Genomic DNA, 26,268 nt, shown 5'->3' on the forward strand with positions numbered 1-26,268 from the left:
GCCCGGTTACATTCCGAACCCGGAAGCTAAGCCCTCCAGCGCCGATGGTACTGCACTCGGGAGGGTGTGGGAGAGTAGGACACCGCCGGACACACGTCACAGTCGAGGGCCGCCCGGAATCGGGTCGGCCCTCGACTGCGTTGCGTCATGGAATGACGCACTTAGGAAGGATGTACCTGTGAGTTCAGAAGCTCAGGGCGGAGACCGTCCCCGGAGCCACGAGGGCCGGCCCGAGGGCCGTGACCGCGGCTTCCGCCGGGACGACCGCCCGTCGTACCGCGACGACCGCGGTGACGGGGCTGACCGTCCCCGTTCCGGCGGGTTCCGCCGCGACGGCGACCGCCGTGAGGGCGGCTACCGCGACCGGGGTCACAGCGCCGAGCGCGGCGCCCCCCGCGAGGGCGACGACCGACGGGGTGGCTTCCGTCGCGACAACAGCGACCGTCCCGGCGGCTTCCGTGATGGCGGGGACCGCCGTGAGGGCGGATTCCGCGGCGGTGACCGCCGTGAAGGTGGCTTCGGCGGCGGCGACCGCCGTGAGGGTGGTTTCCGTGGCGGTGACCGTCGCGAAGGTGGCTTCCGCGGCGGCGATCGTCGCGAGGGCGGCTTCGGCGGCGGGGATCGTCGTGAGGGCGGCTTCCGGCGTGACAGCGGTGACCGTCCCGGCGGTGACCGCCGTGAGGGCGGGTTCCGCGGCGGTGACCGTCGTGAAGGTGGCTTCGGCGGCGGGGATCGTCGTGAGGGCGGCTTCCGGCGTGACAGCGGTGACCGCCCTGGCGGTGACCGTCGTGAGGGCGGGTTCCGCGGCGGTGACCGTCGTGAAGGTGGCGACCGCCCTGGCGGTGACCGCCGTGAGGGCGGGTTCCGTGGCGGAGACCGTCGCGAGGGCGGCGACCGTTCTGGTGGCTTCCGTGGAGGCGAGCGTCGCGAGGGCGGCTTCGGCGGCGGGGATCGCCGCGAGGGCGGCGACCGTCCCGGCGGTTTCCGAGGCGGGGATCGCCGCGAAGGTGGCTTCCGGCGCGACAGCGGTGACCGTCCCGGCGGGTTCCGTGACGGCGGCGATCGTCGTGAGGGTGGCTTCCGGCGCGACAGTGGCGAGCGTTCCGGCGGGTTCCGTGGCGGAGACCGTCGCGAGGGCGGCGACCGTTCCGGTGGATTCCGCGATGGCGGCGATCGTCGTGAGGGTGGCTTCCGGCGTGACAGCGGTGACCGTTCCGGTGGGTTCCGTGACGGTGGCGAGCGTCGTGAGGGCGGCTTCCGTGGTGGAGACCGCCGTGAGGGTGGCTTCCGGCGCGACAGTGGCGAGCGTTCCGGCGGGTTCCGTGGTGGAGACCGTCGTGAGGGCGGGGACCGTCCCGGTGGATTCCGCGATGGTGGCGAGCGTCGCGAGGGCGGCTTCCGTGGTGGGGACCGCCGTGAGGGTGGCTTCCGCCGTGACAGCGGTGACCGTCCCGGTGGATTCCGCGGTGGGGACCGTCGTGAAGGTGGCGAGCGTTCCGGTGGGTTCCGCGAGGGCGGAGACCGTCGTGAGGGCGGGTTCCGTCGTGACAGTGGCGAGCGTTCCGGCGGGTTCCGTGACGGTGGGGACCGTCGTGAGGGCGGGTTCCGTCGTGACAGTGGCGAGCGTTCCGGCGGGTTCCGTGACGGTGGGGACCGTCGTGAGGGCGGGTTCCGCGACGACCGCAGGCGTGACGAGAGGTCGTATGCCGGGCGGGACGGAGCGGAGTCGACCGAGGGTACGGCCGCTCCGGAGCTGCCCGAGGAGATCCTCGCGACCGACCTGGACAAGGACGTCCGCGCCGAACTGCTCTCGATCGCCAAGCCGGTCGCGGAGACCGTGGCTCGCCACCTCGTGGCGACCGGGCAGCTGATCGACGAGGACCCGGCACAGGCTCTGGCCCATGCCCTGGCCGCGCGCCGCCTGGCGTCGCGGATCTCGGCGGTCCGGGAGGCGGTCGGACTGGCCGCGTACCACGCCGGCGAGTGGCAGACCGCGATCGCGGAGCTGCGGACGTACCACCGGATGAGTGGTCTGCAGAGTCACCTGGCGGTCATCGCGGACTGTGAGCGGGCCCTGGGGCGGCCGGAGCGGGCGATCGACCTGTTCCGGGGCGCCGACCAGGAGAAGCTGGACCGGGCCGTCGCGATCGAACTGCTGATCGTGGCCGCTGGTGCCCGAGGTGACCTCGGTCAGCGAGACGCGGCCGTGGCCATGCTCCAGGTACCGGAGTTGACCACCGACACCCCGCAGCCGTGGACGGCGCGGCTGCGGTACGCGTACGCCGACGCTCTGCTGGCCGGCGGACGGCGGGTGGAGGCCCGGGAATGGTTCGCCCGTGCGGCGGAGGTCGACGCCGACGCCGAGACCGACGCGGCGGAGCGGCTGCTCGAACTCGACGGCGTGGTCATCGAGGGTGACGACGAGGACGAGGCGGCCGAGGAACTGGCCGCCGATCCCGCTGCCCCGGGAGCTGTCCCGGCCGAGCCGGATGCCGACCTCACCGAGGCCGCCACCGAGTTGGCCGAATCGACCGGGGACGACGCCGCTGTCGACAGTGCGGCCGGCGACGTCGCGGACGACAACGACGACGTGGCCGTCGAGGCTGCAGGTGACGGCGTGACCGGCGACGGTGCCGTCGAGACTGCGGGCGACGACGTGACCGGCGAGGTCGACGCGGCCGAGAACGGCCCGGTCGGCGAGGCCACGGTCGCGGTCGAGGAGTCGGCTGGCGAGGGCGCTGACGAGGGCCGGGTCGCCGACGGGGTGGCACAGCCTGCGGCTGAGTCGGGCCCGGTCGACGGTGGCGAGCGGCCCGAGGAGGGCGGCTCCGCGGAGTCGGAGGCACAGCGGCGATGAGCGGTGGCGGGGAACGGCTGGTCGACGGGTACACCCTGGTGGTCTTCGACCTGGACGGGGTGATCTACCTGATCGACCGGCCGATCCCCGGCGCGGTCGAGGCCGTCGTACGACTGCACGGTGAGGGCCGGGCGGTGGCGTACGCGACGAACAACGCCTCGCGGCGCGCGGCCGACGTGGCCGACCTGCTCACCGGGATGGGCGTGCCGGCTAGGCCGGACGAGGTGCTGACCAGCGCGGCGGCCGCCGCCCAACTGTTGGGTGAGCGGCTGCCCGCCGGGGCTGCGGTGCTGGTGGTCGGCGCGGAGGCGCTGCGCGCGGAGGTCACCGCGGTCGGGTTGCGGCCGGTGTCGCGGGCCGAGGACTCGCCGGTGGCCGTGCTCCAGGGCTACGGCCCGCAGGTCGGCTGGGCTGACCTGGCCGAAGCGGCGGTGGCCGTACGACAGGGTGCTACCTGGATCGCGACCAACACCGACCGGACCCTGCCCAGCGGGCGGGGACCGCTGCCGGGCAACGGTGCGTTGGTGGCCGCGCTGGCCACGGCGCTCGGCCGGGAACCGGACGAGGTGGTGGGCAAGCCCGCGCCGGAGTTGTTCGCCACGGCGGCACGGCGTGCCGGTGCAGGTCGGACGATCGTCGTCGGTGACCGGTTGGACACCGACATCGAGGGCGCCAACCGGGCCGGCCTGGACAGTCTGCTGGTCCTGACCGGTGTCAGTGACGTGCCCGAGTTGCTCGCCGCGCCGGTGCATCGGCGGCCCACCCATGTCGCCTGGGACCTGGCCGGGCTCTTCGATCCGACGGCGGTGGTACGGGTACCGGCGCCGGCCGGTGAGCACGGCGGCTGGCAGGTCAGCCTGGGGGCCGAGGGCTGGGAACTGGCCGGCGTGGGCCGTCCTCTGGACGCTCTGGCGGCGCTCTGCGCGGTGGCCTGGGAGCATGAGCCGACCGGGTCACCCCGATCGGCGTCCCCGGAGGCCGCGCAGGCGCTGCACGCGCTCGGCCTGACCGCCTGACGCGGTGCTCAGAGCAGCTTGCGCAGCTTCATCAGGTCGAAGGGGTTCGCCTTGATCGACACCCGGCGGTTGGCGACCGCGCGGGTGACGTCGAGTTCGCCGCGGACCAGGGCGACCAGGTCGTCACTGGTCGTACTCATGGCGATTTTGGCCTGGGGGTTGTCGCCGTCGGCCAGGTCGACCAGTCGGCCGTCGCTGATCCGGCCGTGGAAGGCGGTCTCCAGGTCGGTGATCCGGCAGGCCAGGGTGCGATCCAGGTCGACCCGATCCCGGACGGCCTCTGCGTTGCGTTCCAGCCGGGCGGCCAGATCCTGCAACGCCTGCCGGCACTCGTCCACCGTGGCCACCATCGCCTCCTCGCACACCACGTCGTTCCCGGGCACCGTACCGCACGGGACATACCCGGTGGCCCGGTAGCGTGACACCTGCAGACCCGCCGGGTGAAAAGGAGTCAGGCATGCAGGACGCGTGGCGCACCTACCTCGAACTGGCCATGGGCTTGACGGAGGCGCCTCGGAAGAAGGCGCAGGACGCGGTGCGTCGAGCGATGGGCTCGACCGGTGCGACCGCCGCCCAGATCCAGGCGCTGGCCGACGAACTACGTTCGACCGGTGCGGCGAACCGGGAGGCGCTGACCAAGCTGGTGCGGTTCGAGGTCGAGCGGGCGCTCGGCGTGGTCGGACTGGCCAGCGCCGACGAGGTGGCCGAGTTGGAACGCCGGGTCCTCGAGCTGGAACGGCAGCTGCGGACGGCCGGTGCAACGGCCGGGTCTGCGGCCGGGGCAGCTTCGGCCGGGGGAGGGGCCTCGGTCGGAGGGCCGGGAACCTCCGCCGACGGATCGTCGGTGGGCACGCCCGCTACCGCCGCGGCCGCCCCGCCCGGTAAGGCTGTCGCCAAGAAGACGGTGGCCAAGAAGGCCGTCGCCAAGCCGGCGAGGAGCACCTCCGAGGAGGTGGCCCCCGGCAAGGCGGTGGCTCAGCGGCCGGCCAAGAAGGTCGTGGCCAAGAAGGCAGTCGCGAAGAAGACCGTGGCGAAGAAGGCCGCCGGCGGTGGGGCCGCCTCGGCACGTCCGGACGGCCCGGCGTGAGCGGACCCCTGCCGGGCCCGCGTCCGGGTCCGCCGCCGCGTCGCTGGGCGACGGAGGAGACCGACGAGGGGGAGCATCCGGCGGTACGGGCCGCGGTGCAGGCGCTGGCCAACGCCGAGGCGCTGGCCCCGGCCGACCAGATCGCCCAGTACGAGGCCGCGTACCAGACGTTGCGGGAAACCCTGGCCACCATCGATCAGGCCTGAGGAGGCCGCTCGTTCATGGCACGCAGAAACCGGTTGGACGCCGAACTCGTCCGCCGTGGCCTGGCCCGTTCCCGGGAACAGGCGGCCGCTCTGGTGGAGGCCGGCCGGGTCCTGTTGCGGGGGGTGCCGGCCCGTAAGGCCGCCGCGATGGTCGATCCGGCCGATCCGTTGCTGGTCACCGGCGACGATCCCACCTCGGAGTACGTCTCCCGGGGCGGGCACAAGTTGGCCGGGGCGCTGGCCGCGTTCACCCCTGCCGGGTTGACCGTGGCCGGTCGACGCTGCCTGGACGCCGGTGCCTCCACCGGGGGGTTCACCGATGTGCTGCTGCGTGCCGGTGCGGCCGAGGTGGTCGCGGTGGACGTCGGCTACGGGCAGTTGGCCTGGTCGTTGCGCAACGACGAGCGGGTGCGGGTCTTCGAACGCACCAACGTGCGGACCCTCACCCCGGAGGTGATCGGTGGGCCGGTCGAGTTGACCGTGGCCGACCTGTCCTTCATCTCGCTGCGGCTGGTCCTGCCGGCGCTGGCCGGCTGCACCGAGGGGGACCTGGTGCTCATGGTCAAGCCGCAGTTCGAGGTGGGCAAGGAGCGGGTGGGCGCGGGCGGGGTGGTGCGCGATCCGGAGCTTCGGGCCGAGGCGGTGCTCGATGTCGCGGCGGCGGCCATGGGGCACCAGTTGGGTCTGGTGGACGTGGCGGCCAGCCCGCTGCCGGGGCCGAGCGGCAATGTCGAGTTCTTCGTATGGTTACGCCGGGGCGCGCCGCCGGCCGATCCGGATCGGGTCCGTGCGGTGGTCGCCGCTGGGCCGCAGGGTCCGACGACGTCCGGGGAGGTGCCGGGCGCGGCGACGGAGGAGGTCGCAGGGTGAGCGCGAGCAGTGGGCGGCTGACGGCGGGCAGGTGCCGGCCGTACGCCGGCCGGTGGATCGGCGTGGCGACCGGAGGGTGGAGCCGGTGACCCGGACCGCTCTGCTGGTCACCCACACCGGCCGTCGGCGCAGTACGGAGCACGCCCGGGCGGTGGCCTGTGACCTGATCGCGGCCGGTTTCCAGGTGCGGGTGGTCGCCGAGGAGGCCGAGGATCTGGATCTGCCCGGGGTCATCCCGGTGAGCGGTCCGCAAGCCGCCGAGGGTGCGGAGATCGTCTTCGCCCTCGGCGGGGACGGTACCTTCCTGCGGGCGGCGGAGCTGGCCCGCCCGGCGAAGGCCCCGCTGCTCGGCATCAACCTGGGCAAGGTCGGGTTCCTGGCCGAGGCGGAGATCGATGACCTGGACAGTGCGGTCAGCGATGTGGTCTCCCGCAGCTATACGGTCGACGAGCGGCTGACCCTCGATGTCACCGCAACCTTCGACGGCGGGCCGACCATCGAGTCCTGGGCGCTCAACGAGATCAGCGTCGAGAAGGGCGAACGGGCCCAGATGCTGGAGCTGATGGTCGATGTGGACGCTCGACCACTGTCCCGGTACGGCTGCGACGGAGTGATCTGCGCTACCCCCACCGGCTCTACCGCGTACGCCTTCTCGGGGGGTGGGCCGGTGGTGTGGCCGGAGGTGGAGGCCCTGCTGCTGGTGCCGATCAGCGCCCATGCCCTGTTCAGCCGCCCGCTGGTGACCGCGCCCACCTCGACCATCTCGATCACGGTTGACCCGTACACCACCCTGGCGGTGCTCTCCTGCGACGGCCGGCGGGTCTACGACCTGCCGCCGGGGGCGCGGATCACGGTGCGGCGGGGGGCGCTGCCGGTGCGGGTGGTGCGGCTGCGGGATCGACCGTTCACCGATCGGCTGGTGGCCAAGTTCGACCTGCCGGTGCAGGGCTGGCGCGGTTCCCGTCGCTGATCGACCGGACAGAATCCGTCCGAGTGCGCCGATCGGGACGCGCCGGGGTCCGCTCCGGCTGGTCAACTGTCGGGCACCGCGTCTACTGTCGGTTGCTGTGCTGGAAGAGCTGCGCATCACCGGACTGGGCGTCATCGAGGACACCACGCTGCCCTTGACCGGCGGCATGAACGTCATCACCGGGGAGACCGGTGCGGGCAAGACCATGGTGGTGACCGGCCTGGGTCTGCTCTTCGGCGGCCGGGCCGACGCGGGTCGGGTGCGCGCCCAGCCGGGTCGGGCGGTCGTGGAGGGGCGGCTGCGGCTGACCGGCCGGTACGCCGAGACGGTGCACGCGCGGATCAGCGACGCCGGTGGCGAGCCGGACGAGGACGGCTCCCTGCTGCTGAGTCGTACGGTCACGGTCGAGGGCCGGTCGCGGGCCCACCTGGGCGGGCGAGCCATGCCGGTGTCGATGCTCGGTGAGGTCGGCGAGCAGGTGGTGGCCGTGCACGGCCAGTCCGACCAGCTGCGGTTGCTGCGGCCTGCCGAGCAGCGGGCCGCGCTGGACCGGTTCGCCGGGGCGGAGCACGAGAAGCTGCTGGAGGCGACCCGGGAGGCGTACGCCCAGTGGCGGCGGGTGGTCGAGGATCTGGCCGACCGCCGGCGCAACGCCCGGGAGCGTCACCAGGAGTCGGATCTGCTGCGGCTGGGCCTCGACGAGATCACCCGGGTGGATCCGCAGCCGGGGGAGGACGACGAACTGAAGGCGGAGGTGCAGCGGCTGGAACACGCCGAGGGGCTGCGCGCCGCGGCGCAACTGGCCCACCTGTGCGTCGCCGGTGGTCTGGAGGCCACGGACGACACCCCGGACGCCTCGACCCTGCTGGGCACCGCCCGCCGGACTTTGGAGGGGCAGGCCGGTACGGATCCGGCCCTCGGTGAGCTGGCGGCCCGGTTGGAGGAGGCGGCCACCCTGGTCGCCGACGTCTCCGTGGAGCTGTCGACCTACCTCGCCGGCCTGGACGCCGATCCGGCCCGGCTGCAGGCGATCTACGAGCGGCGGGCGGCGTTGCGGGCGTTGACCCGCAAGTACGCCGACGACATCGACGGGGTGATCGCCTGGGCGCAGCGGGCCCGTACCCGGTTGTCCGAGTTGGACACCTCGGACGAGCTGCTCGACGAGTTGGACCGGGAGGCCTCCCGGTTGGCCGGTGAGGTGGCCGAGTTGGCCGGGCGGCTGTCGGCGTCCCGACAGGAGGCGGCGCTGCGCTTCGCCGAGCAGGTCACGGTCGAGTTGGCCGGGCTGGCCATGCCGCACGCCCGGGTGGAGGTGGCCGTGCTGCCCCGGCCGGCGGGTCGGGCCGAGCCCACCTTGCCGGTCAACGGGGTGGAGGTGGGGGTCGGGCCGGACGGCGGCGACGAGGTCGAGTTGCGGTTGCTGGCCCATCCGGGTGCGCCGTCGTTGCCGTTGCAGCGGGGCGCCTCCGGGGGTGAGCTGTCCCGGGTGATGCTCGCCATAGAGGTGGTCTTCGCCGGTTCCGGTGGCCCGCCCACCCTGGTCTTCGACGAGGTCGACGCGGGGGTCGGCGGTCAGGCGGCGGTGGAGATCGGGCGGCGGTTGGCCCGGCTGGCCCGCAGTCACCAGGTGCTCGTGGTGACCCACCTGCCGCAGGTGGCCGCGTTCGCCGACCGGCATCTGGTGGTGGCCAAGGACACCGGGGGTGCGGTGACCACCAGTGGGGTGCGGGTGGTGGAGGACACCGAGCGGGCCCGGGAGCTGGCCCGGATGCTGGCGGGTTTGCCGGATTCCGATCTGGGTATCGCTCACGCGGAGGAGTTGCTGGCCGTGGCGGCCCGGGAACGGCGGTCGTGAGACCATCATTGTGAGCGGAGGCACACCGGCCTTCGCCGGTATGTGCTTCCCTGGGTAGGCGGCCCTGCTCAGGCATGTCGCGACAGATTCGCCTGCCTCACATGCCAGGATGGTCACGATGCGTCTACCCACGTTGCGACGGACCCGGAACGCGGAACCGGGACAGATCCTCGGCACCGCGCGCCTGGACCGCCGGACGAAGCGGCTGGTGGGGCGGTTGCGCCCCGGTGACATCGCGGTCATCGATCATGTCGATCTGGACCGGGTCGCGGCCGACTCGTTGGTCGCGGTCGGTGTCGGTGCGGTGCTCAACGCCAAGCCCTCGGTCTCCGGTCGGTATCCGAACCTGGGGCCGGAGGTGTTGGTCGCGGCGGGCATCCCGTTGCTCGACGATCTGGGTGAGGGCATCTTCGAGCGCATCCGCGAGGGCGACACCGTGCGGATCGAGGGCAACACGGTCTTCCTGGGTGAGGAGGCGGTGGCGCACGGCATCCTCCAGGACGCCGAGAGCGTGGCCAAGGCGATGACGGACGCCCGGGAGGGCCTGTCGGTGCAGTTGGAGGCCTTCGCCGCCAACACCATGGACTACCTCAAGCAGGAGCGTGACCTGCTGCTCGACGGGGTCGGGGTGCCGGAGATCGCCACCGAGATCCAGGGCCGGCACTGCCTGATCGTGGTCCGGGGTTACGACTACAAGGCCGACCTGGACGTGCTGCGCCCGTACATCCGGGAGTTCAAGCCGGTGCTGATCGGTGTCGACGGCGGTGCCGACGCGCTGGTCGAGGCGGGCTACACCCCCGACATGATCATCGGTGACATGGACTCGGTCACCGATGACGTGTTGCGCTGCGGCGCCGAGGTGATCGTGCACGCCTACCCGGACGGCCGGGCGCCCGGACTGCCCCGGGTCAACGGTCTGGGGGTGCCGGCGGTGACCTTCCCCGCCGCCGCCACCAGCGAGGATCTCGCCATGCTGCTGGCCGACGAGAAGGGCGCCTCGCTGATCGTGGCGGTGGGTACCCACGCCACTCTCGTGGAGTTCCTCGACAAGGGGCGCGGCGGAATGGCCTCGACCTTCCTCACCCGGCTCAAGGTCGGCGGCAAGCTGGTCGACGCCAAGGGCGTCAGCCGGCTCTACCGGCAGGGCATCGCCGGTTCCTCGCTGCTGCTGCTGGTGCTCTCGGCGGTCGCCGCCATGGCATCGGCGGTGGCCGTCTCCACCGTCGGTAAGGCGTACCTGGGTGTGGTCTCCGAGTGGTGGGACAATTTCGTGTTCCAGCTCGGCCAGCTCCTCTAGCCCCCGACCGATCAAGAGGCTGCAAGCGTGATCAATTTTCGCTACCACGTGGTGTCCCTGACCGCGGTCTTCCTGGCCCTGGCGATCGGCCTGGTGGTCGGCACCGCCGCGCTCAACGGCCCGGTGGCCGACTCCCTCAAGGAGCACGTCGACGCGCTGAGCAAGGCCAACCAGCAGATGCGCCAGACGGTCCAGAGCATGGAACGGGAACTGGAGCTGGAGGAGGAGTTCGCCGCCGAGATGGCGCAGATCACCCTGCCGGGCAAGCTGACCGGCAAGCGGGTGCTGCTGCTGACCACCCCCACCGGCCGGGACCACGCCGAGGGGGTGCTGGAGATGCTGCAACTCGCCGGCGCCGACATCACCGGGCGCATCGATCTGCAGGACAAGTTCATCAACCCGGAGAACAACAACAACCTGCTGGAGTTGGCGGTCACCGCGGCCCGGCCGACCGGGGCCCCGACGGCCAACCTGCCCGGCAACGGCCACGGGGTGGAGACCTCCAGCGCCCTGCTGGCCACCGTGCTGCTGGACCAGCCGGCCGACGCCGCACCGGTCACCGAGGCCGACCGGCGGGCCGTGGTGGCCGCGTACAGCAACGCCAACTACCTCAGCGTCGCCGACCGGATCACCGCGGCGGCCGAGGCGGTGGTCCTGGTCAGCGGGTTGCCGTACGTGGACAAGGACTCCGCCAAGAAGGACGAGTCCGTGGTGAAGATCGCCGAGCAGTTCGACCGGACCGGGGGCATCGTGGTGGCCGGCAACGGATCCGCCAACGGCAACCTGGTGGCCTTCGTCCGCGGCGACGCGGTGCTCGCGCAGCGCATCTCGACCATCGACAACGCCAACACCGTGCAGGGGCAGCTGGTCACCACCCTGGCCCTGGTGCAGCAGCTCACCGAGAGCAAGGCCGGCCAGTACGGCGTGGGCGACAGCGCCGCATCCCTGGTGCCTAGACTGCCCCAGTGACGCCGGTGCACCCGGTGCCCGGATTTCCACGATGTGCGTCGACCGGCGGGGAGGGCATGTGAGCGTGCGGAGCGAGGCGGTGGCGTGACGATCGTCAGGGGACTACTGGTGGCGGGCATCGGGGCGGCTGCCGCCCGGTACGCGCTGCGTCAGGTGCGCACCTCCCCGGCCGGGCCGGGGCTGGAGCGGACCAACTTCCGCGGCCGTACGGTGACCCTGGCGGCCGGGCCGGCCCTGGCGGTGGGGGCCAGCGGCGCGGCGGCCTGCGGGGCGGCGAGTGTGCCGGCCGGGGCGGCGACCCTGGTCGCCGGGCTCGGTGCCGGGGCCGTCGGGCTGTACGACGACGTGGTCGGGGCCCGACCGGAACAGAAGGCGTACAAGGGCTTCGCGGGACACCTCGCCGCTCTCCGGCAGGGCCGGGTCACCGCCGGCCTGGTCAAGGTCGTCGGGGTGGGTGCGGCCGGTCTCGGTGCCGCCACCCTGCTCGCCGCCGACCAGGGGGTGGCCGGGCACCGGAGGCGACAGCGGCAGGGCCCGCTGGGCCGCGGCCTCGACGTGCTGCTCGGCGCCGGTGTGATCGCCGGTACCGCCAACCTGGTCAACCTGCTGGACCTGCGGCCCGGGCGGGCCCTGAAGTCCGGTCTGCTGCTCGGCGCACCCCTGGCGGGGGGTCGGCAGGGCGGGATCGCCGCCGGTGCCCTCGGCGCCGCCGGCGGGCTGCTCCCCGCCGACCTGAACGAGGACGTGATGCTCGGCGACAGCGGCGCCAACGCCCTCGGTGCCGTGCTCGGGGTGGCGTTGGCCGCGCGTACCGGACCGGTCGGCCGGGCCGCCCTGCTGGCGGTGCTCGCCGGGCTCACCGCCGCCAGCGAGAAGGTCAGCTTCACGAAGGTCATCGCCAGTACGCCCGGACTGCGCGACCTGGACGCGCTGGGCCGTCGCCCCGACTGACGTGACCAGACCGGCACCCCTGGCCGGCGTCGGCCGGGTGGCCTCGGCGGCCGCACTCATCGCCGTACTCACCGTGCTCAGCCGGTTGGCCGGGTTCGGGCGTACGGCCGTGTTCACCTGGGTGGTCCAGGACAGCGACCTGGGCGCCATGTACGTGCTGGCCAACGCCGTACCCAACATCATCTTCGAGATCGTCGCCGGTGGGGCGCTGGCCAGCCTGGTCGTACCGCTGCTGGCCGGTGCGGTAGCGGCCGGTGACCGGCAGGCGGTGACCGCCACGACGGGTGCCCTGCTGACCTGGACCCTGACCCTGCTGGTGCCGTTGGCGGTGCTGCTGGCGCTGGCCGCCGGCCCGCTGATCAACCTGTTGGGGGACAACCGGTCGCCGGAGGAACTCGCCGCCGGGGCCCGGATGTTGCGGGTCTTCGCACCGCAACTACCGCTGTACGGCATCGGCATCGTGCTCACCGGGGTGCTCCAGGCGCATCGCCGGTTCGCCTGGCCGGTGATCGCGCCGCTGCTGTCCAGCCTCACGGTGATCGTCGCCTACCTGGTCTTCGTCGGGGTGGCCGGTCCGGGAGCCAGCGTGGCGCAGGCCGGTCGGGGCGCGGAACTGATCCTGTCCGGGGGCACCACCCTAGGGGTGGTGGTGCTGTCCCTGTCGCTGCTGATCCCGATCCGTCGGCTGCGGCTGCGGCCCCGTCCGGGGTACACCTTCGCCGCCGACGCCCGGGCCCGGGTGGGTGGGCTGGCCGTGGCCGGAGTCGTCACGGTCACCGCCCAACAGGTCGCCCTGGCGGTGATCCTGCGGCGGGTCGCCGGCGGGCTCACCGAGGCACCCCAGGTGTTCAACCTCGCCCAGACCTTCTACCTGCTGCCCTGGGCGGTGCTGGCGGTGCCGCTGGCCACCGCCGCGTACCCCACCCTCGCGGCGGCTTCCGCCGAGGGCGACGAGCGGAGCTACCGGGACACCCTGTCGGCCACCCTGCGGGGGGTGCTGCTGCTCAGCTTCCTGGGGGCCGCCGTCCTGGTCGGGGCGGCCGGGCCGATCGGGCGGTTCTTCCCCCTCAACGCCGAGGCCACCGCCGGGGCCATCGCCGGGTACGCCCCCGGGCTGATCGGGTACGGGCTGTTCGCGGTGCTCTCCCGGGCCCTGTACGCCCGGGGGGCCACCCGCTCGGCCACCGCCGCGATCACCGCCGGGTGGCTGGCCGTCCCGCTGGTCCTGCTGCCGCTGTCGGCGCTGCTGCCGGTGGCCGACCGGGTGCTCGCGGTGGCGTTGGCCAACTCGGCCGGCATGCTGCTGCTGGGCGGACTGCTGCTGGTCGCGGTACGGCGGGCGGCCGGGTCGGCCGCCCTGGCCGGTGCCGCCCGGGCCGCCGGAGCCGGGCTGCTGGGCGCCGTGGCGGGGGCGCTGGCCGCGCTGTGGCTGCTGCGGCTGGTGGCGCAGGGGGACGGCACCCCGACGCGGTGGGTGGCCCTGGGGCAGGGCATGCTGTCCGGAGTTTTGGTCGGCGTCGTGTTCCTCGCCGTGGTCTGGTTGGTCGACCGGCGCGATCTGCGCCCGGTGCTGGCCGGGCTGCGCCGACGGCTGCCGGCCCGCCTACGGGGTAGGCAGAGGGACGGGAGCCCCCCGGAGCAGGGCGACGGGAAGGAGTGATCAGCCGGTGGCTACGCCTGAGCGGACGGGCACCGTGGTGCTGCTGCTGGCCTCCAGTACCGGTGGAGTCGGTCAACATGTGCGGGCGCTGACCCGCGGGTTGACCGCCGCCGGGCAGTCGGTGCTGGTCTGCGGGCCGGCGGCGACCCAGGACCAGTTCGACTTCGTCGGCGCCGGGGCCCGCTTCGCGGCGGTGGAGATCCCGGCCAGCCCCGCCCCCGGCGACGCCCGGGCGGTCACGGCGCTGCGTCGGGCCCTCGCCGCCGAGCAGGTACGGGTCCTGCACGCGCACGGACTGCGGGCCGCCCTGGTGGGGGTGCTCGCCCGACCTGCCGCCCCGCTGGTGGTCACCTGGCACAACGCGGTGCTCGCCGGTGGTCTGCGGGGTGGGCTGTCCCGGCTGGCCGAGCGGGTCGTCGCCCGGGGGGCCCGGGTGGTGCTGGGGGCCTCCGCCGATCTGGTCGAGCGGGCGGTGGCGCTCGGGGCCCGGGACGCCCGGCTGGCCCCGGTGGCCGCGCCGGTGCTGCCCCCGCCGCGCCGAGGCCGGGCCGCCGTACGGGCCGAGTTCGCTGTCGCCGCCGACCAGCCGTTGGTCCTCTCGGTCGGCCGGTTGCATCCGCAGAAGCGCTACGACGTGCTGATCGACGCCGCCGCCCGGTGGCGCACCCGGACCCCACCTCCGGCCGTGGTGATCGCCGGTAGTGGACCGGCGTACCTGCCGCTGGCCGCCCGGATCAGTGCCGTCCGGGCCCCGATCACCCTGCTCGGGCACCGTACCGATGTGGCGGACCTGCTGGCCGCGGCGGACCTGGCCGTGGTGACCAGCGACTGGGAGGCCCGGCAGTTGTTCGCCCAGGAGGCGCTGCGGGCCGGGGTGCCGCTGGTGGCCACCGCGGTGGGTGGCCTGCCGGAGCTGGTCGGCGACGCCGCCGTGCTGGTGCCGCCGGGTGACGTCGACGCGGTCGACGCCGCGGTCCGTGACCTGCTCGACGACGACCGGCGCCGCACCGAGCTGGGGCGGCGCGGGGCGGTCCAGGCGGCCACCTGGCCCACCGAGTCGGACACGGTGGCCCAACTGGTGACCCTCTACGCCGAACTGGCCAGCCCGGATGCCGACGCCTCGTCGACGGGACGCCGATGATGGTGCGCCGAGCCGCTCCGATCCTGCTGACCCTGGTCGTCGTGGTGATGGGCGTCGTCGCCCTGGCCGCCCGGCCGACCACCCCGCCGGCTCGACCCGGCGCCGACTTCGTGGTGCTGGTCGGGGTGGCCGGGTTGCGGTGGGACGACGTCGACGCCGAACGCACCCCGACCCTGTGGCAGTTGGCCCGCCAAGGCTCCATCGGCTCCCTGTCGGTGCGGTCGGCCTACCGGCCCACCTGCCCCCTGGACGGCTGGCTGACCCTGGGGGCGGGCAGCTTCGCCGGATGGACCAACGGCCAGCCGGACGGCGAGTGCCCGCCGACCGAGGTGCAGGTGGACCGGCCGGACCGCATCGGGGCCAACCTGCCCGAGCAGGAGAGCGTCGTCGTACACAACCAGGACCGGCTGCCGTGGGGCACCGTGCCGGGCGCCCTGTCGGAGTCGGTGCGCTGCTCGGTCGCGGTCGGCCCGGGGGCGGCGGTGGCGGCGGCCCGGCCCTTCGGGCGGGTCGACCGATACGAGCCGACCCTGCCGGCGGATCCGGCCGGGCTGCTGAGTTCCTGCGTCCTGAGCATCGTCGACCTGGGCACGGTCGCCGGTGCGGACCCGGCCGAACGTGCCGCGGCGGCGCGGGAGGCCGACACCCAACTGGCCCGGGTGCTGGCCGCCCGGCCACCGAACTCCCTGGTGATCGTGGCCGGGGTCGCCGACACCGAACGCCCCTCCCGGCTGCATGTGGCCGTGGCCGACGGCCCGGGCTGGGAGAACGGCTGGTTGACCTCGCCGACCACCGCACGTCGGGGCTACCTGCAATTGATCGACCTGGCCCCGACCGCGTTGACGGCGTTGGGTCGCCCGATGCCGGACCGGCCCTTCCTCGGCCGGCCCGCCGAGTCCGTCGGTGGCCGCCCGGACGACCTGGCCGCCGCGATCACCGAACCGGCCGACGCCGACCGGGAGGCCGCCGCGCAACGGGAGGTCGCCGGGGGGTTCTTCACCCTGCTGGCCGGGGTCCAGGTGGCCTTGGCGGTGGCGGTGCTGCCGCTGCTGCGTCGGGCCCGCCGGCACGCCGGACCGTACGGTCCGAAACCGGTGTCGCCGCGGGTGGTGGCGGTCGTGGAGCTGCTGCTGGTCGCCGCCGCCCTGGCGATGCCGGCGGCCCTGCTGGCCGAGGCCGTGCCCTGGTGGCGCAACACCTATCCGGCGGCCACCTTCGCCGGGCTGACGGCCGCCCTGCTGGCCGCCGCGACCCTGCTGGTGCGGCTGGCACCGGGCTACCGCAGCACCCTGGGGCCGCTCGGCGCGGTGGCCGGGTTGACCACCCTGGCGGTCGGCCTGGATGTGGTCACCGGGGCCCGCCTGCAACTCAACGGGGTGGTCGGCTACTCCGCGCTGGAGGGGGGCCGCTACGCCGGGCTCGGCACGGTGGGGCTCGGGGTGTTCGTCGCCGCCGCTCTGCTGACCGCCGGTTGGCTGGCCCAGCAGGTGCACCGCCGGTGGCGACCGACCGTGATGGTGCTGGTCGGTGGTGCCGCCGTGGTGGTGGTCGGCAGCCCCTATCTGGGTGCCGACTCGATCGGGGCGATCGCCCTGACCGCCGGGGTGAGCGTGGCCGCGGCGATCAGTGCCGGCGGCTGGTTGACGGTGACCCGGCTGGCCTGGGCGGGCATGGCCGGGCTGGCGGTGACCATCGGGTTCGCGGTGGTGGACCTGGGTCGTCCGCCCGGTGAGCGGGGGAGCCTGGGCCGGTTCCTGGCCGCCCTGGGCGACGGCACCGGCGGGTTGACGGTGCAACGTTCCAGCGCCGCCAGCTTCCAGACCCTGGTCAACAGCCCGCTGACGGTGCTGGCCCTGGTCGGGGCCCTGCTGCTGTGGTTCGCCCTACTGCGGCCCTGGGGCGGGCTGATGCGGCTGTTCGGCATCTATCCGGCGATCCGGGCGGCCATGGCCGGCACCGGGGTGGCCGCCGTGATCGGCGGGGTGCTGGGGGCGGTGGGCCTGGACGTGGCGGGGTCGGCGGCGGCCGTGGTGGTGCCGATGGCGGCGTTGGCCGCGTTGCGGGTGCTGGACCACGCCGCGGACCGGACCCGCCCGGCCACCGACCGCCCACAGGACGCCGGCCCCTCGAGCAAGCCGGCCCCCTCCGGCAAGCCGGTCCCCGACGGGGGCCCGGAAGCCCCAGGACCGGCAGCCGAGGGTGGGCCGGGCGGGGCGAAACCGGCCGACGACCAGGCGGGTGTTCCGGACCCGGCAGCCGAGGGTGGCGGGGCCGCCACCACGGGCGGCGCGGCGCCGTCGAACGAGCCCGGAGGCCAGCGCGGCCGGGCGGTACGGTCATCGGCCGAGGTCGCGACCGGGTGAACCGCGGCGGCCTACCTCGGGTGCGGCACCGGAGCCGACTCGGGGAGGTGTTAGCGTGGAATCCCGTGGATCGCGTGATCACTTCGCTGATCGGCTCGGCGGTCTGCACGACCGCGACGGACGACACGGGAGCAGGCCTTGGCCCCTTCAGCACGGACGACCAGGCACATTTTCGTCACCGGGGGCGTCGCCTCCTCCCTGGGTAAAGGGCTGACCGCCTCCAGCCTCGGCAACCTGCTCACCGCGCGGGGACTCCGCGTGGTGATGCAGAAGCTCGACCCCTACCTCAATGTCGACCCCGGCACCATGAACCCGTTCCAGCACGGTGAGGTCTTCGTCACCGAGGACGGCGCCGAGACCGACCTGGACGTCGGCCACTACGAGCGGTTCCTGGACCGGGCACTGTCCGGCAAGGCGAACGTCACCACCGGCCAGATCTACTCCGACGTGATCGCCAAGGAGCGGCGCGGCGAGTACCTGGGCGACACCGTCCAGGTGATCCCGCACATCACCAACGAGATCAAGTCCCGGATCCTGGCCATGGGTGACCCGGACGACGATGGCCGGGTCCCGGACGTGGTGATCACCGAGGTGGGTGGCACGGTCGGCGACATCGAGTCGCTGCCGTTCCTGGAGGCGATCCGTCAGGTCCGCCACGACCTGGGCCGGGACAACTGCTTCTACCTGCACGTCTCCCTGGTGCCCTACCTGGCGCCCTCCGGGGAGCTGAAGACCAAGCCGACCCAGCACTCCGTGGCGCAGCTGCGCAACATCGGCATCCAGCCGGACGCCATCGTGTGCCGCTCCGACCGGGAGATCCCGGACAAGCTCAAGCACAAGCTGTCGCTGTACTGCGACGTCGACGCCGAGGCGGTCATCGCCGCCCCGGACGCCCCCAGCATCTACGACATCCCCAAGGTGCTGCACCGCGAAGGGCTGGACGCGTACGTGGTGCGCCGGCTCGGGCTCTCCTTCCGGGACGTGGACTGGGACGGCTGGGACGACCTGCTGGAGCGGGTGCACCAGCCGCAGCGCACCATCACGGTCGCCCTGGTCGGCAAGTACGTCGACCTGCCGGACGCGTACCTGTCGGTCAGCGAGGCGATCCGGGCGGCCGGGTTCGGTCACCGGGCCCGGGTGCAGCTGCGCTGGGTGCCCAGCGACGACTGCGTCACCCCCGCCGGCGCGGCAGCGGCCCTGGCCGGGGTGGACGGCATCGTCATCCCGGGTGGGTTCGGGGTACGCGGCATCGAAGGCAAGATCGGCACCGCCCGGTACGCCCGGGAGAACGGCATTCCACTGCTCGGGCTCTGCCTCGGCCTGCAGTGCATGACCATCGAGGTGGCCCGGCACCTGGCCGGACTGGAGGGCGCCAACTCGGTGGAGTTCGAGGCCGACGCCGTGCACCCGGTCATCGCCACCATGGCCGACCAGGAGGACATCGTCGCCGGCAAGGGCGACCTGGGCGGCACCATGCGGCTGGGGGCGTACCCGGCGAAGCTGGCCGAGGGGTCGATCGTGGCCGAGGCGTACGGCAGCACCGAGATCAGCGAACGGCACCGGCACCGCTACGAGGTGAACAACGCCTACCGGGACCAGTTGACCAAGGCCGGGCTGCACATCTCCGGCACCTCGCCGGACGGCCGGCTGGTCGAGTTCGTCGAACTGGACCGTGAGCTGCACCCGTTCTTCGTGGCCACCCAGGCGCACCCGGAGCTGAAGAGCCGCCCGACCCGGCCCCATCCGCTGTTCGCCGCCTTCGTGCAGGCCGCGGTGGCGTACTCCCAGGCCGATCAGCTTCCGGTCGACCTGGAGGGGGCCCGGCGGGCCACCCGCAACGACACCGCCGCATCGGCGGCCTCGGCCTCGTGAGCGGGGTCGAGCACCACTACGAGGTGCGCTCGCGTGAGGTGCGCTACTCGGGTCGCATCTTCGAGGTGGTCTCCGAGCAGGTGACCATGCCCGGCGGCGACATCGTCACCCGCGACCTGGTCCGGCACGTCGGTGCGGTGGCCGTGGTGGCGGTGGACGACGCCGGTCAGGTGGTGTTGATCCGGCAGTACCGCCAACCGGTAGGGCGTCGGCTGTGGGAGCTGCCGGCCGGACTGACCGATGTGGCCGGCGAGGATCCGGCGCTCACCGCGGCCCGGGAGTTGGCCGAGGAGGTCGACCTGGTCGCCGGTCGCTTCGATGTGCTGGTCGACCTGCACAGCTCGCCCGGGTTCACCAACGAACTGGTCCGGGTCTACCTGGCCCGCGACCTCACCGAGGTGCCGGTGGAGCAGCGCCACGACCGGCATGAGGAGGAGGCCGACCTGCAGATCGTGCGGATCGACCTGGACGAGGCGGTCGGCATGGTGCTGGCCGGGGAGATCACCAACGCCTCCTGCGTGGCCGGGCTGCTGGCCGCCGCCCGGGCCCGCGACGGCGGCTGGTCGGGGCTGCGCCGGGCGGACGCCCCGTTGCCGCGCTGAGCCGCACCACGCGAGACGCAGGGGCCGGGCGAGGATTCGCCCGGCCCCTGCGTGATGTCACGGGTCAGTCGCGCAGCGGGCGTCCCTGCCCGTCGACGCCACCGTTGACCAGGATCAGGATGCCGTCGATGAGGCCCCAAAGGCTGCCGATGCCGCAGGTCACGATGGTGACGATCAGCTGGATGACACCCGTCTTGGTGTCGCCCATGTAGAAGCGGCCGACGCCGAAGCCACCGAGCAGAATCTGCAGGATGCCGGCGACGAGCTTGCTCTTGTCAGAAACGCCCTGGGGATATCCGGGCGGAGGGGGATAGGTCATGAGGCGACACAATAGTGATCCCTTCGCCAGCCTGCGCACCGGACTGCCCGAAGTGCGAGATCACAGCAGAATCCTGTCCTGACGGCTGAGGGGCCACTCCACCGAGGGGCGTCCTCCGACACCTGACACTTCGTCAACGTCCACGACCACCAGGTGTCACAGTGCAGGCCCCGGTGCCTTTCCGACCCGCTTAAACTGCGCCGACGGGATCGGTCGACCGTGGCGGCAAAGGCGCCACCACACACCGCACAGGCGGAGGCGACGGTCCGGCGGAGAAAGGTGACTGCATCGTGAAGGTCGGTATTCCCCGCGAGGTCAAGAACCACGAGTACCGCGTCGCGATCACACCTGCGGGAGTCAACGAGTTCACCCGCAGCGGCCACCAGGTCTTCATCGAGGCCGGCGCCGGACTCGGGTCGAGCATCACCGACGAGGAGTTCACCGCCGCCGGCGCGAAGATCCTGGACACCGCCGACGAGGTGTGGGCCGCCGCGGAACTGGTGCTCAAGGTCAAGGAGCCGGTCGCCGAGGAGTACCACCGGATGCGCGAGGGGCAGGTGCTCTTCACCTACCTGCACCTGGCCGCCTCCGCCGACTGCACCCGGGCCCTGCTCGACCGCAAGGTCACCGGCATCGCGTACGAGACCGTGGAGCTGCCGGACCGGTCGCTGCCGCTGCTGGCCCCGATGTCCGAGGTGGCCGGTCGACTCGCCCCGCAGGTCGGCGCCTTCTACCTGATGCGTACCGGGGGTGGCCGGGGGGTGCTGCCCGGCGGGGTCTCCGGCGTCTACGCGGCCAAGACCGTCGTCATCGGCGCCGGGGTCTCCGGCATGAACGCCGCCGCCATCGCGCTCGGCCTGCAGTCCGAGGTGCTGCTGCTGGACAAGAACGTCGGCCGGCTGCGGCAGGCCGACGCCATCTACCGGGGCCACCTGCAGACCGTGGCGTCGAACGCGTACGAGATCGAGCGGGCCGTGCTGGACGCGGACCTGGTCATCGGCGCGGTCCTGGTGCCCGGCGCCAAGGCCCCCAAGCTGATCTCCAACGAACTGGTCTCCCGGATGAAGCCCGGCAGCGTGCTCGTCGACATCGCGATCGACCAGGGCGGCTGCTTCGAGGACTCCCGGCCCACCACGCACGCCGACCCGGTCTACAAGGTGCACAACTCGATCTTCTACTGCGTGGCGAACATGCCCGGCGCAGTACCGAACACCAGCACGTACGCACTGACCAACGTCACCCTGCCGTACGCGCTGGAGCTGGCCAACCACGGCTGGCGTGAGGCGTCCCGCCGCGATCCGGCGCTGGCGCTGGGCCTGAACACCCACGACGGACAGGTCGTGTACGGCCCGGTCGCGGAGGCACACGACCTGCCGACCACCCCGCTGGCCGAGGTGCTGGCCTGATCGGCCGCACCCCGACCGCCGCAGCGGACGGAGCCGGCACGGGCCACCAGCCCGCGCCGGCTCTGCGCCGCGCCCTCCGCGGCTACCTGGACCACCTCACGGTCGAACGTGGCCTGGCCACGAACACCCTGGTGTCCTACCGCCGTGACCTGGACCGCTACCTGAACAGCCTGGCCGCCGCCGGAGTCACCGACCTGGCCGCCGTCCCCACCGGCGAGATCGAACGCCACCTGGCCCGGCTGCGCACCGGCGAGGACGGGCACCCGCCCCTGGCCGCCTCCTCCGCAGCTCGGGCCGCCAGCGCCGTCCGGGGCCTGCACCGCTTCGCCCTGCGCGAGGGCCTGACCACCGCCGACCCCAGCCGCGACGTCCGGCCACCCACCCCGCCCCGCCGGCTGCCCCGCGCCCTGTCTCTGGCCGAGGTGCTCCGGCTGCTGGAGGCCGCCGGGCCGGTCGAGGCCGCCGGGGAGGCCGCGCCGCTCGCGCTGCGCGACCGGGCACTGCTGGAGTTCCTGTACGGCACCGGGGCCCGCATCTCCGAGACGGTGGGTCTGGCCGTGGACGATGTGGACCTCACCGAGGCGGTGGTGCTGCTGCGCGGCAAGGGCGGCCGTGACCGCCTGGTGCCGGTCGGCGGGTACGCCCAACGGGCCCTGGGCGCCTACCTGGTCCGCGCCCGACCCGGACTGGCCGCCGCCGGCCGGGGCACCCCGACGGTCTTCCTCAATGCCCGGGGTGGGCCGTTGACCCGGCAGGGGGCCTGGACCATCCTGCGCCGGGCCGCCCAGCGCGCCGGCCTGCCGGTCGAGGGACCGCAGGCGGTCTCCCCGCACACCCTGCGTCACTCCTACGCCACCCACCTGCTCGACGGCGGCGCGGACGTGCGGGTGGTGCAGGAGTTGCTGGGGCACGCCTCGGTCACCACCACCCAGGTCTACACTCTGGTCACCGTCGACCGACTGCGTGAGGTCTACGCCACCGCCCACCCCCGCGCCCGCAATTGAGCGCTGCTGGCCGGTGCCGTCGGCCGACACGCCGAGCGGGTGCCGAACGCCCTGCTGGCCGGTGGCGTACAGTCGGCAGCGCGGGCCCTGGCGGCGAGATGACCGGGGTACGCAGCGGCGCCGCGAAGGACGTCGGGCGGCTCCGACGCCGGATGGTCGTCGGGAGGGGGCAACGAGGACATGGCTGGCAACGGTGACCGTGCCGAGACCTGGACGTCGGAGCTCCGCGAACAGCAGAATGCCCTCGGTGCTGACCTGGGCCCGGCCGACCCGGCCGCCTACACGATGCGTAAGCCCATCCCCGAGCCGATGCCGACCGACCGGCACGGCCCGGCCCGGATCATCGCGATGGCCAACCAGAAGGGCGGGGTGGGCAAGACCACCACGACCATCAACCTGGGCGCCGCCCTGGCCGAGTACGGCCGCAAGGTGCTGCTGGTCGACTTCGACCCGCAGGGCGCCCTCTCGGTCGGCCTGGGGGTCAACCCACACAACCTGGACCTGTCGGTCTACAACCTGCTGATGCAGGACGACGTCACCGCCGAGGACGTCCTGATCAAGACCGACGTGGCCGGTCTGCACCTGCTGCCCGCCAACATCGACCTCTCCGCCGCCGAGATCCAGCTGGTCAACGAGGTAGCCCGGGAGATGGCCCTGGCCCGGGTGCTCAGGAGCGTCCGCAAGGAGTACGACTACATCCTGATCGACTGCCAGCCCTCCCTGGGCCTGCTGGCGATCAACGCGTTGACGGTGGCGCACGGGGTGCTCATCCCCCTGGAGTGCGAGTTCTTCAGCCTGCGCGGGGTGGCCCTGCTGCTGGACACCATCGACAAGGTGCGGGAGCGGCTCAACTTCGACCTGGAACTCGAAGGCATCCTCGCCACCATGTACGACAGCCGCACCACCCACTGCCGGCAGGTGCTGCAACGGGTGGTGGAGGCCTTCGGCGACAAGGTCTACCAGACGGTGATCACCAAGACGGTGAAGTTCCCCGAGTCCACCGTCGCCGGGGCTCCGATCACCACCCTCGACCCGGCCTCCTCCGGGGCCCGCAACTACCGCCAGCTCGCCCGCGAGGTGATCGCCGCGCAGGCGGAGCGGTAGGCTCCGCGTACCCGTGGCCAGGCCGTGGACTACGGTCGTCGCGTGACCGCGCCGCCCCTCGACCCCGCCACCGCGGACGATCCGACCCGGGTGGCCGAGCCGGACGCGGCCGATTCTGAGGCCGCCGACCCGGTTGGTGCGGACGCCGCTGTCGAGGATCCGGCCGATCCCGGCAGGTTCACCGTACGGCTGGCCAACTTCACCGGCCCGTTCGACCTGCTGCTGCAACTGATCGGCAAACACAAGCTGGATGTGACCGAGGTCGCCCTGCACCAGGTCACGGACGAGTTCATCGCCTACATCCGGGCCATGGGCGACGACTGGGACCTCGACGAGGCCAGCGAGTTCCTGCTCATCGCCGCCACCCTGCTGGACCTGAAGGCCGCCCGGCTGCTGCCGGCCGCCGAGGTGGAGAACGAGGAGGACCTGGCCCTGCTGGAGGCCCGGGACCTGCTCTTCGCCCGGCTGTTGCAGTACAAGGCGTACAAGGAGGCGGCCGCGCACATCGCCGCCCTGGAGGAGGTCGGGGGACGCCGCTACCCCCGCGCGGTCACCCTGGAACCCCGCTACGCCGAGGCCCTGCCGGACCTGGTGCTCGGCATCGGCGCCCAGCGACTGCGCGACCTGGCCGTACGGGCGATGACCCCGAAGCCGGTGCCGGAGGTCTCCATCGCCCATGTGCACATGGTCCGGGTCAGTGTCCGGGAACACGCCGCGATCATCGCCGAACGGCTGCGCCGGGCTGGTACGGCCACCTTCACCCTGCTCTGCGCCGACTGCGAGGCCACCCTGGAGGTGGTGGCCCGCTTCCTGGCCCTGCTGGAGCTGTACCGGCAGGGGGTGGTGGCCTTCGTGCAGGAACAGGCGTTGGAGGAGTTGACCGTACGCTGGACCGGCCCCGCCGACGGCGGACCGGCCCTGGCCATCGACGAGTACGCCGGGGCCCCGGCCGAACCGGACCCGGACGGGACGGCGACGAGCGAGGAGCAGGCCGAATGACCCACGAGGAACGTGGCGATTCGCTGGCTGACCAGGCCGCGGCCTGGATCCCACCCTGGCAGCGCCCCGCCCCACCCGCCGAGGCCGCCGCCCCCGACCGTGACCCGGAGGACGCGGGTGTCGTAGGTGCTGCGGCGGCGGGTTCCTCGGGGCAGATGACGGAAGCGGCCGACGAGGCCGGGGCGGCTGCCGACGGGGCGACCGCCGAGCAGACACCGAGCGGGACGGCCGGTGCCGCAGTGGTGCGTCGGCAGCGGTCGGGGCGGGGGCGGCCGGCACCGGAACCGGCGCCGGTGCTCGAGGACACCGAACTGCGCGGCGCCCTGGAGGCGATCCTGCTGGTGGTGGACGAACCGGTGAGCGAGCTGACCCTGGCCCAGGTGCTGGAGCAGCCGCCGGAGCGGATCGGCCCGATGCTCGACCAGATCGCCGCCGGCTACACCGCCGCCGGTCACGGCTTCGACCTGCGCCGGGCCGCCGGCGGGTGGCGGCTCTACACCCGGCCGGAGTACGCCACCTACGTGGAACGGTTCGTCCTCGACGGGCAGTCCGTCCGCATCACCCAGGCCGCCCTGGAGACCCTGGCGGTGGTGGCCTACAAGCAGCCGGTCACCCGCTCCCGCATCTCCGCCATCCGCGGTGTCAACTGCGACGGGGTGATCCGTACCCTGGTCTCCAGAGGGCTGATCGAAGAGTGCGGCACCGAATCCGACAGCGGGGCGTTCCTGTACCGGACGACCACGATGTTCCTGGAGAAACTCGGCCTCAACAGCCTCGACGACCTGCCACCGCTGGCCCCGTTCCTCCCCGACGACGTAGAAGAGCTTGCCGATGCATCGCGATAACCGCACCCCCTCACCCGACGCGCCCGTCTACACCGGCCCGGAACGCCTCCAGAAGGTGCTCGCCGCCGCCGGTGTCGGCTCCCGGCGCGCCTGCGAGGACCTGATCTTCCGTCGGCGGGTGACGGTCAACGGGCGGGTGGCGCAGCTCGGCGACAAGGTCGACCCCGCCACCGCGGTCATCCATGTCGACGGCGAACGGCTCCAGGCCGACACCCGACTGGTGTACCTGGCCATGAACAAGCCCCGCGGAGTGGTCTCCACCATGGCCGACGAGAAGGGCCGCACCGCCCTGGCCGACTTCCTCGGCAACCGGGTGGAGCAGCGGGTCTACCACGTCGGGCGGCTCGACGCGGACAGCGAGGGCCTGCTGCTGCTCACCAACGACGGCACCCTCGCGCACCGGCTGATGCACCCCTCCTACGGGGTGCAGAAGACCTACCTGTGCGAGGTTTCCGGGCCCATCCCGCGCAACCTCGGCAAGCGGCTGGCCGCCGGCATCGAACTGGAAGACGGGCCGGTCACCGTGGACGGCTTCCGGGTGGTGGACTCCCTGGGGCGTACCGCCCAGGTGGAGCTGAGCCTGCACGAAGGGCGCAAACACATCGTACGGCGGCTGCTCGCCGAGGTGGGGCACCCGGTGAGCCGGCTGGTGCGTACCGCCATCGGGCCGATCCGGCTCGGCGACCTGCGCAGCGGGCGGACCCGACGCCTGACCAACGCGGAGGTCGCCGCCCTGTTCAAGGCCGTGGGTGACTGACCGCGCGGTCGCGGGTACCGCGGGGGGTAGGCTCGCGGACGGCCCGGCGGGCCGTGGGGTTCGGCGCCGGGCATCATTGGACATAGCTGGCAACCGCTCGCGTCCGCCGCTGACGGCG

23 protein-coding genes, 1 rRNA gene and 1 pseudogene are annotated in these 26,268 nt (G+C 73.0%); 22 read left to right on the forward strand and 3 right to left on the reverse strand.

Annotation, left to right across the window (positions count from 1 at the left end; genetic code table 11):
• Positions 1-91, forward strand: a 5S ribosomal RNA gene (gene rrf / locus ABZ795_RS27435); the annotation flags it as partial.
• 93 nt (positions 92-184) lie between these two features.
• Here the strand turns inward: rrf and ABZ795_RS27440 are convergent.
• Positions 185-1,849 (reverse strand): hypothetical protein, encoded by a 1,665-nt coding sequence (locus ABZ795_RS27440; protein ID WP_357532448.1) that lies wholly within the window; start codon positions 1,847-1,849, stop codon positions 185-187.
• Between ABZ795_RS27440 and ABZ795_RS27445 the strand changes: the two genes are divergently transcribed.
• Together ABZ795_RS27445 and ABZ795_RS27450 are read left to right on the forward strand one after the other, a co-directional pair.
• Positions 1,838-2,857 (forward strand): Replicase polyprotein 1ab, encoded by a 1,020-nt coding sequence (locus ABZ795_RS27445; protein ID WP_357532449.1) that lies wholly within the window; start codon positions 1,838-1,840, stop codon positions 2,855-2,857. The genes ABZ795_RS27440 and ABZ795_RS27445 overlap by 12 nt on opposite strands.
• Positions 2,854-3,873 (forward strand): HAD-IIA family hydrolase, encoded by a 1,020-nt coding sequence (locus ABZ795_RS27450; protein ID WP_357532450.1) that lies wholly within the window; start codon positions 2,854-2,856, stop codon positions 3,871-3,873. Before ABZ795_RS27445 ends, ABZ795_RS27450 begins: the two co-directional genes overlap by 4 nt.
• An 8-nt stretch (positions 3,874-3,881) precedes the next feature.
• Here the strand turns inward: ABZ795_RS27450 and ABZ795_RS27455 are convergent, their stop codons facing one another.
• Positions 3,882-4,220, reverse strand: coding sequence for an SCP2 sterol-binding domain-containing protein (locus tag ABZ795_RS27455; RefSeq protein ID WP_357532461.1), 339 nt, complete (start codon positions 4,218-4,220; stop codon positions 3,882-3,884).
• A 110-nt stretch (positions 4,221-4,330) separates the two neighbouring features.
• Between ABZ795_RS27455 and ABZ795_RS27460 the strand changes: the two genes are divergently transcribed.
• From ABZ795_RS27460 to ABZ795_RS27520, 13 genes are all read left to right on the forward strand, one after another.
• Complete coding sequence (locus ABZ795_RS27460; RefSeq protein ID WP_357532451.1) at positions 4,331-4,960, forward strand: hypothetical protein; 630 nt, start codon at positions 4,331-4,333, stop codon at positions 4,958-4,960.
• Positions 4,957-5,166: a hypothetical protein gene (locus tag ABZ795_RS27465; RefSeq protein ID WP_357532452.1), complete on the forward strand. Its 210-nt coding sequence runs from the start codon at positions 4,957-4,959 to the stop codon at positions 5,164-5,166. The genes ABZ795_RS27460 and ABZ795_RS27465 overlap by 4 nt, the downstream gene beginning before the upstream one ends.
• Before the next feature lie 15 nt (positions 5,167-5,181).
• Positions 5,182-6,036: a TlyA family RNA methyltransferase gene (locus tag ABZ795_RS27470; RefSeq protein WP_357532453.1), complete on the forward strand. Its 855-nt coding sequence runs from the start codon at positions 5,182-5,184 to the stop codon at positions 6,034-6,036.
• 85 nt (positions 6,037-6,121) lie between these two features.
• Entirely contained in the window at positions 6,122-7,006 is an 885-nt protein-coding gene (locus ABZ795_RS27475; protein ID WP_357532454.1) for an NAD kinase, read from the forward strand.
• Between the two features lie 97 nt (positions 7,007-7,103).
• Positions 7,104-8,861: a DNA repair protein RecN gene (recN, locus tag ABZ795_RS27480; protein WP_327026673.1), complete on the forward strand. Its 1,758-nt coding sequence runs from the start codon at positions 7,104-7,106 to the stop codon at positions 8,859-8,861.
• 118 nt (positions 8,862-8,979) lie between these two features.
• Positions 8,980-10,158: a putative cytokinetic ring protein SteA gene (gene steA / locus ABZ795_RS27485; RefSeq protein ID WP_327026672.1), complete on the forward strand. Its 1,179-nt coding sequence runs from the start codon at positions 8,980-8,982 to the stop codon at positions 10,156-10,158.
• Positions 10,159-10,185: 27 nt separating this feature from the next.
• Entirely contained in the window at positions 10,186-11,127 is a 942-nt protein-coding gene (locus tag ABZ795_RS27490) for a copper transporter (RefSeq protein WP_327026671.1), read from the forward strand.
• Positions 11,128-11,211: 84 nt separating this feature from the next.
• Positions 11,212-12,078 carry a hypothetical protein gene (locus tag ABZ795_RS27495; RefSeq protein ID WP_357532455.1) on the forward strand — a complete coding sequence of 289 codons (867 nt, stop codon included), beginning with the start codon at positions 11,212-11,214 and terminating at the stop codon, positions 12,076-12,078.
• A gap of 1 nt (position 12,079) precedes the next feature.
• On the forward strand, positions 12,080-13,738 hold the full coding sequence (locus ABZ795_RS27500; RefSeq protein ID WP_357532456.1) for a lipid II flippase MurJ: 1,659 nt from the start codon (positions 12,080-12,082) through the stop codon (positions 13,736-13,738).
• 7 nt (positions 13,739-13,745) lie between these two features.
• Positions 13,746-14,879, forward strand: a complete 1,134-nt coding sequence (locus tag ABZ795_RS27505; RefSeq protein WP_357532457.1) for a glycosyltransferase family 4 protein — start codon at positions 13,746-13,748, stop codon at positions 14,877-14,879.
• Positions 14,879-17,242 (forward strand): hypothetical protein, encoded by a 2,364-nt coding sequence (locus ABZ795_RS27510; protein ID WP_357532462.1) that lies wholly within the window; start codon positions 14,879-14,881, stop codon positions 17,240-17,242. Before ABZ795_RS27505 ends, ABZ795_RS27510 begins: the two co-directional genes overlap by 1 nt.
• Before the next feature lie 138 nt (positions 17,243-17,380).
• A complete protein-coding gene (locus ABZ795_RS27515) occupies positions 17,381-19,114 on the forward strand; it encodes a CTP synthase (RefSeq protein WP_327026667.1) in 1,734 nt (577 codons plus the stop codon).
• Positions 19,111-19,716, forward strand: a complete 606-nt coding sequence (locus tag ABZ795_RS27520) for an NUDIX hydrolase (protein ID WP_327026666.1) — start codon at positions 19,111-19,113, stop codon at positions 19,714-19,716. Before ABZ795_RS27515 ends, ABZ795_RS27520 begins: the two co-directional genes overlap by 4 nt.
• 64 nt (positions 19,717-19,780) lie before the next feature.
• Here ABZ795_RS27520 and ABZ795_RS27525 read toward each other — a convergent pair whose 3' ends face one another.
• Entirely contained in the window at positions 19,781-20,035 is a 255-nt protein-coding gene (locus ABZ795_RS27525) for a TM2 domain-containing protein (protein ID WP_327026665.1), read from the reverse strand.
• 290 nt (positions 20,036-20,325) lie between these two features.
• Between ABZ795_RS27525 and ald the strand changes: the two genes are divergently transcribed.
• From ald to ABZ795_RS27555, 6 genes and pseudogenes are all read left to right on the forward strand, one after another.
• The gene (gene ald, locus ABZ795_RS27530; RefSeq protein WP_327026664.1) at positions 20,326-21,441 is read left to right on the forward strand and encodes an alanine dehydrogenase; all 1,116 of its coding nucleotides are present in this window, start codon (positions 20,326-20,328) and stop codon (positions 21,439-21,441) included.
• Positions 21,441-22,445 (forward strand): site-specific tyrosine recombinase XerD, encoded by a 1,005-nt coding sequence (locus tag ABZ795_RS27535; RefSeq protein WP_357532463.1) that lies wholly within the window; start codon positions 21,441-21,443, stop codon positions 22,443-22,445. The genes ald and ABZ795_RS27535 overlap by 1 nt, the downstream gene beginning before the upstream one ends.
• 180 nt (positions 22,446-22,625) lie before the next feature.
• Entirely contained in the window at positions 22,626-23,549 is a 924-nt protein-coding gene (locus ABZ795_RS27540) for an AAA family ATPase (protein ID WP_013732865.1), read from the forward strand.
• Between the two features lie 24 nt (positions 23,550-23,573).
• Positions 23,574-24,494 (forward strand): annotated as a pseudogene (locus ABZ795_RS27545) (segregation/condensation protein A); the annotation flags it as partial.
• 50 nt (positions 24,495-24,544) lie between these two features.
• Complete coding sequence (scpB, locus tag ABZ795_RS27550; protein ID WP_357532458.1) at positions 24,545-25,393, forward strand: SMC-Scp complex subunit ScpB; 849 nt, start codon at positions 24,545-24,547, stop codon at positions 25,391-25,393.
• A complete protein-coding gene (locus tag ABZ795_RS27555; RefSeq protein ID WP_327026662.1) occupies positions 25,380-26,150 on the forward strand; it encodes a pseudouridine synthase in 771 nt (256 codons plus the stop codon). Before scpB ends, ABZ795_RS27555 begins: the two co-directional genes overlap by 14 nt.
• Positions 26,151-26,268 lie beyond the last annotated feature (118 nt).

Origin of the sequence: Micromonospora sp. NPDC047134 (assembly GCF_040643455.1) — a bacterium.
Taxonomy (GTDB): domain Bacteria; phylum Actinomycetota; class Actinomycetes; order Mycobacteriales; family Micromonosporaceae; genus Micromonospora.

What these genes read in the sequence shown, in the direction of transcription:
- ABZ795_RS27450 (WP_357532450.1), top strand. Translation starts at nt 2,854, where the DNA reads ATGAGCGGTGGCGGGGAACGGCTGGTCGACGGGTACACCCTGGTGGTC.
- ABZ795_RS27460 (WP_357532451.1), top strand. Translation starts at nt 4,331, where the DNA reads ATGCAGGACGCGTGGCGCACCTACCTCGAACTGGCCATGGGCTTGACG.
- ABZ795_RS27470 (WP_357532453.1), top strand. Translation starts at nt 5,182, where the DNA reads ATGGCACGCAGAAACCGGTTGGACGCCGAACTCGTCCGCCGTGGCCTG.
- steA (WP_327026672.1), top strand. Translation starts at nt 8,980, where the DNA reads ATGCGTCTACCCACGTTGCGACGGACCCGGAACGCGGAACCGGGACAG.
- ABZ795_RS27510 (WP_357532462.1), top strand. Translation starts at nt 14,879, where the DNA reads ATGGTGCGCCGAGCCGCTCCGATCCTGCTGACCCTGGTCGTCGTGGTG.
- ABZ795_RS27525 (WP_327026665.1), bottom strand. Translation starts at nt 20,035, where the DNA reads ATGACCTATCCCCCTCCGCCCGGATATCCCCAGGGCGTTTCTGACAAG.
- ABZ795_RS27540 (WP_013732865.1), top strand. Translation starts at nt 22,626, where the DNA reads ATGGCTGGCAACGGTGACCGTGCCGAGACCTGGACGTCGGAGCTCCGC.
- scpB (WP_357532458.1), top strand. Translation starts at nt 24,545, where the DNA reads ATGACCCACGAGGAACGTGGCGATTCGCTGGCTGACCAGGCCGCGGCC.
- ABZ795_RS27555 (WP_327026662.1), top strand. Translation starts at nt 25,380, where the DNA reads ATGCATCGCGATAACCGCACCCCCTCACCCGACGCGCCCGTCTACACC.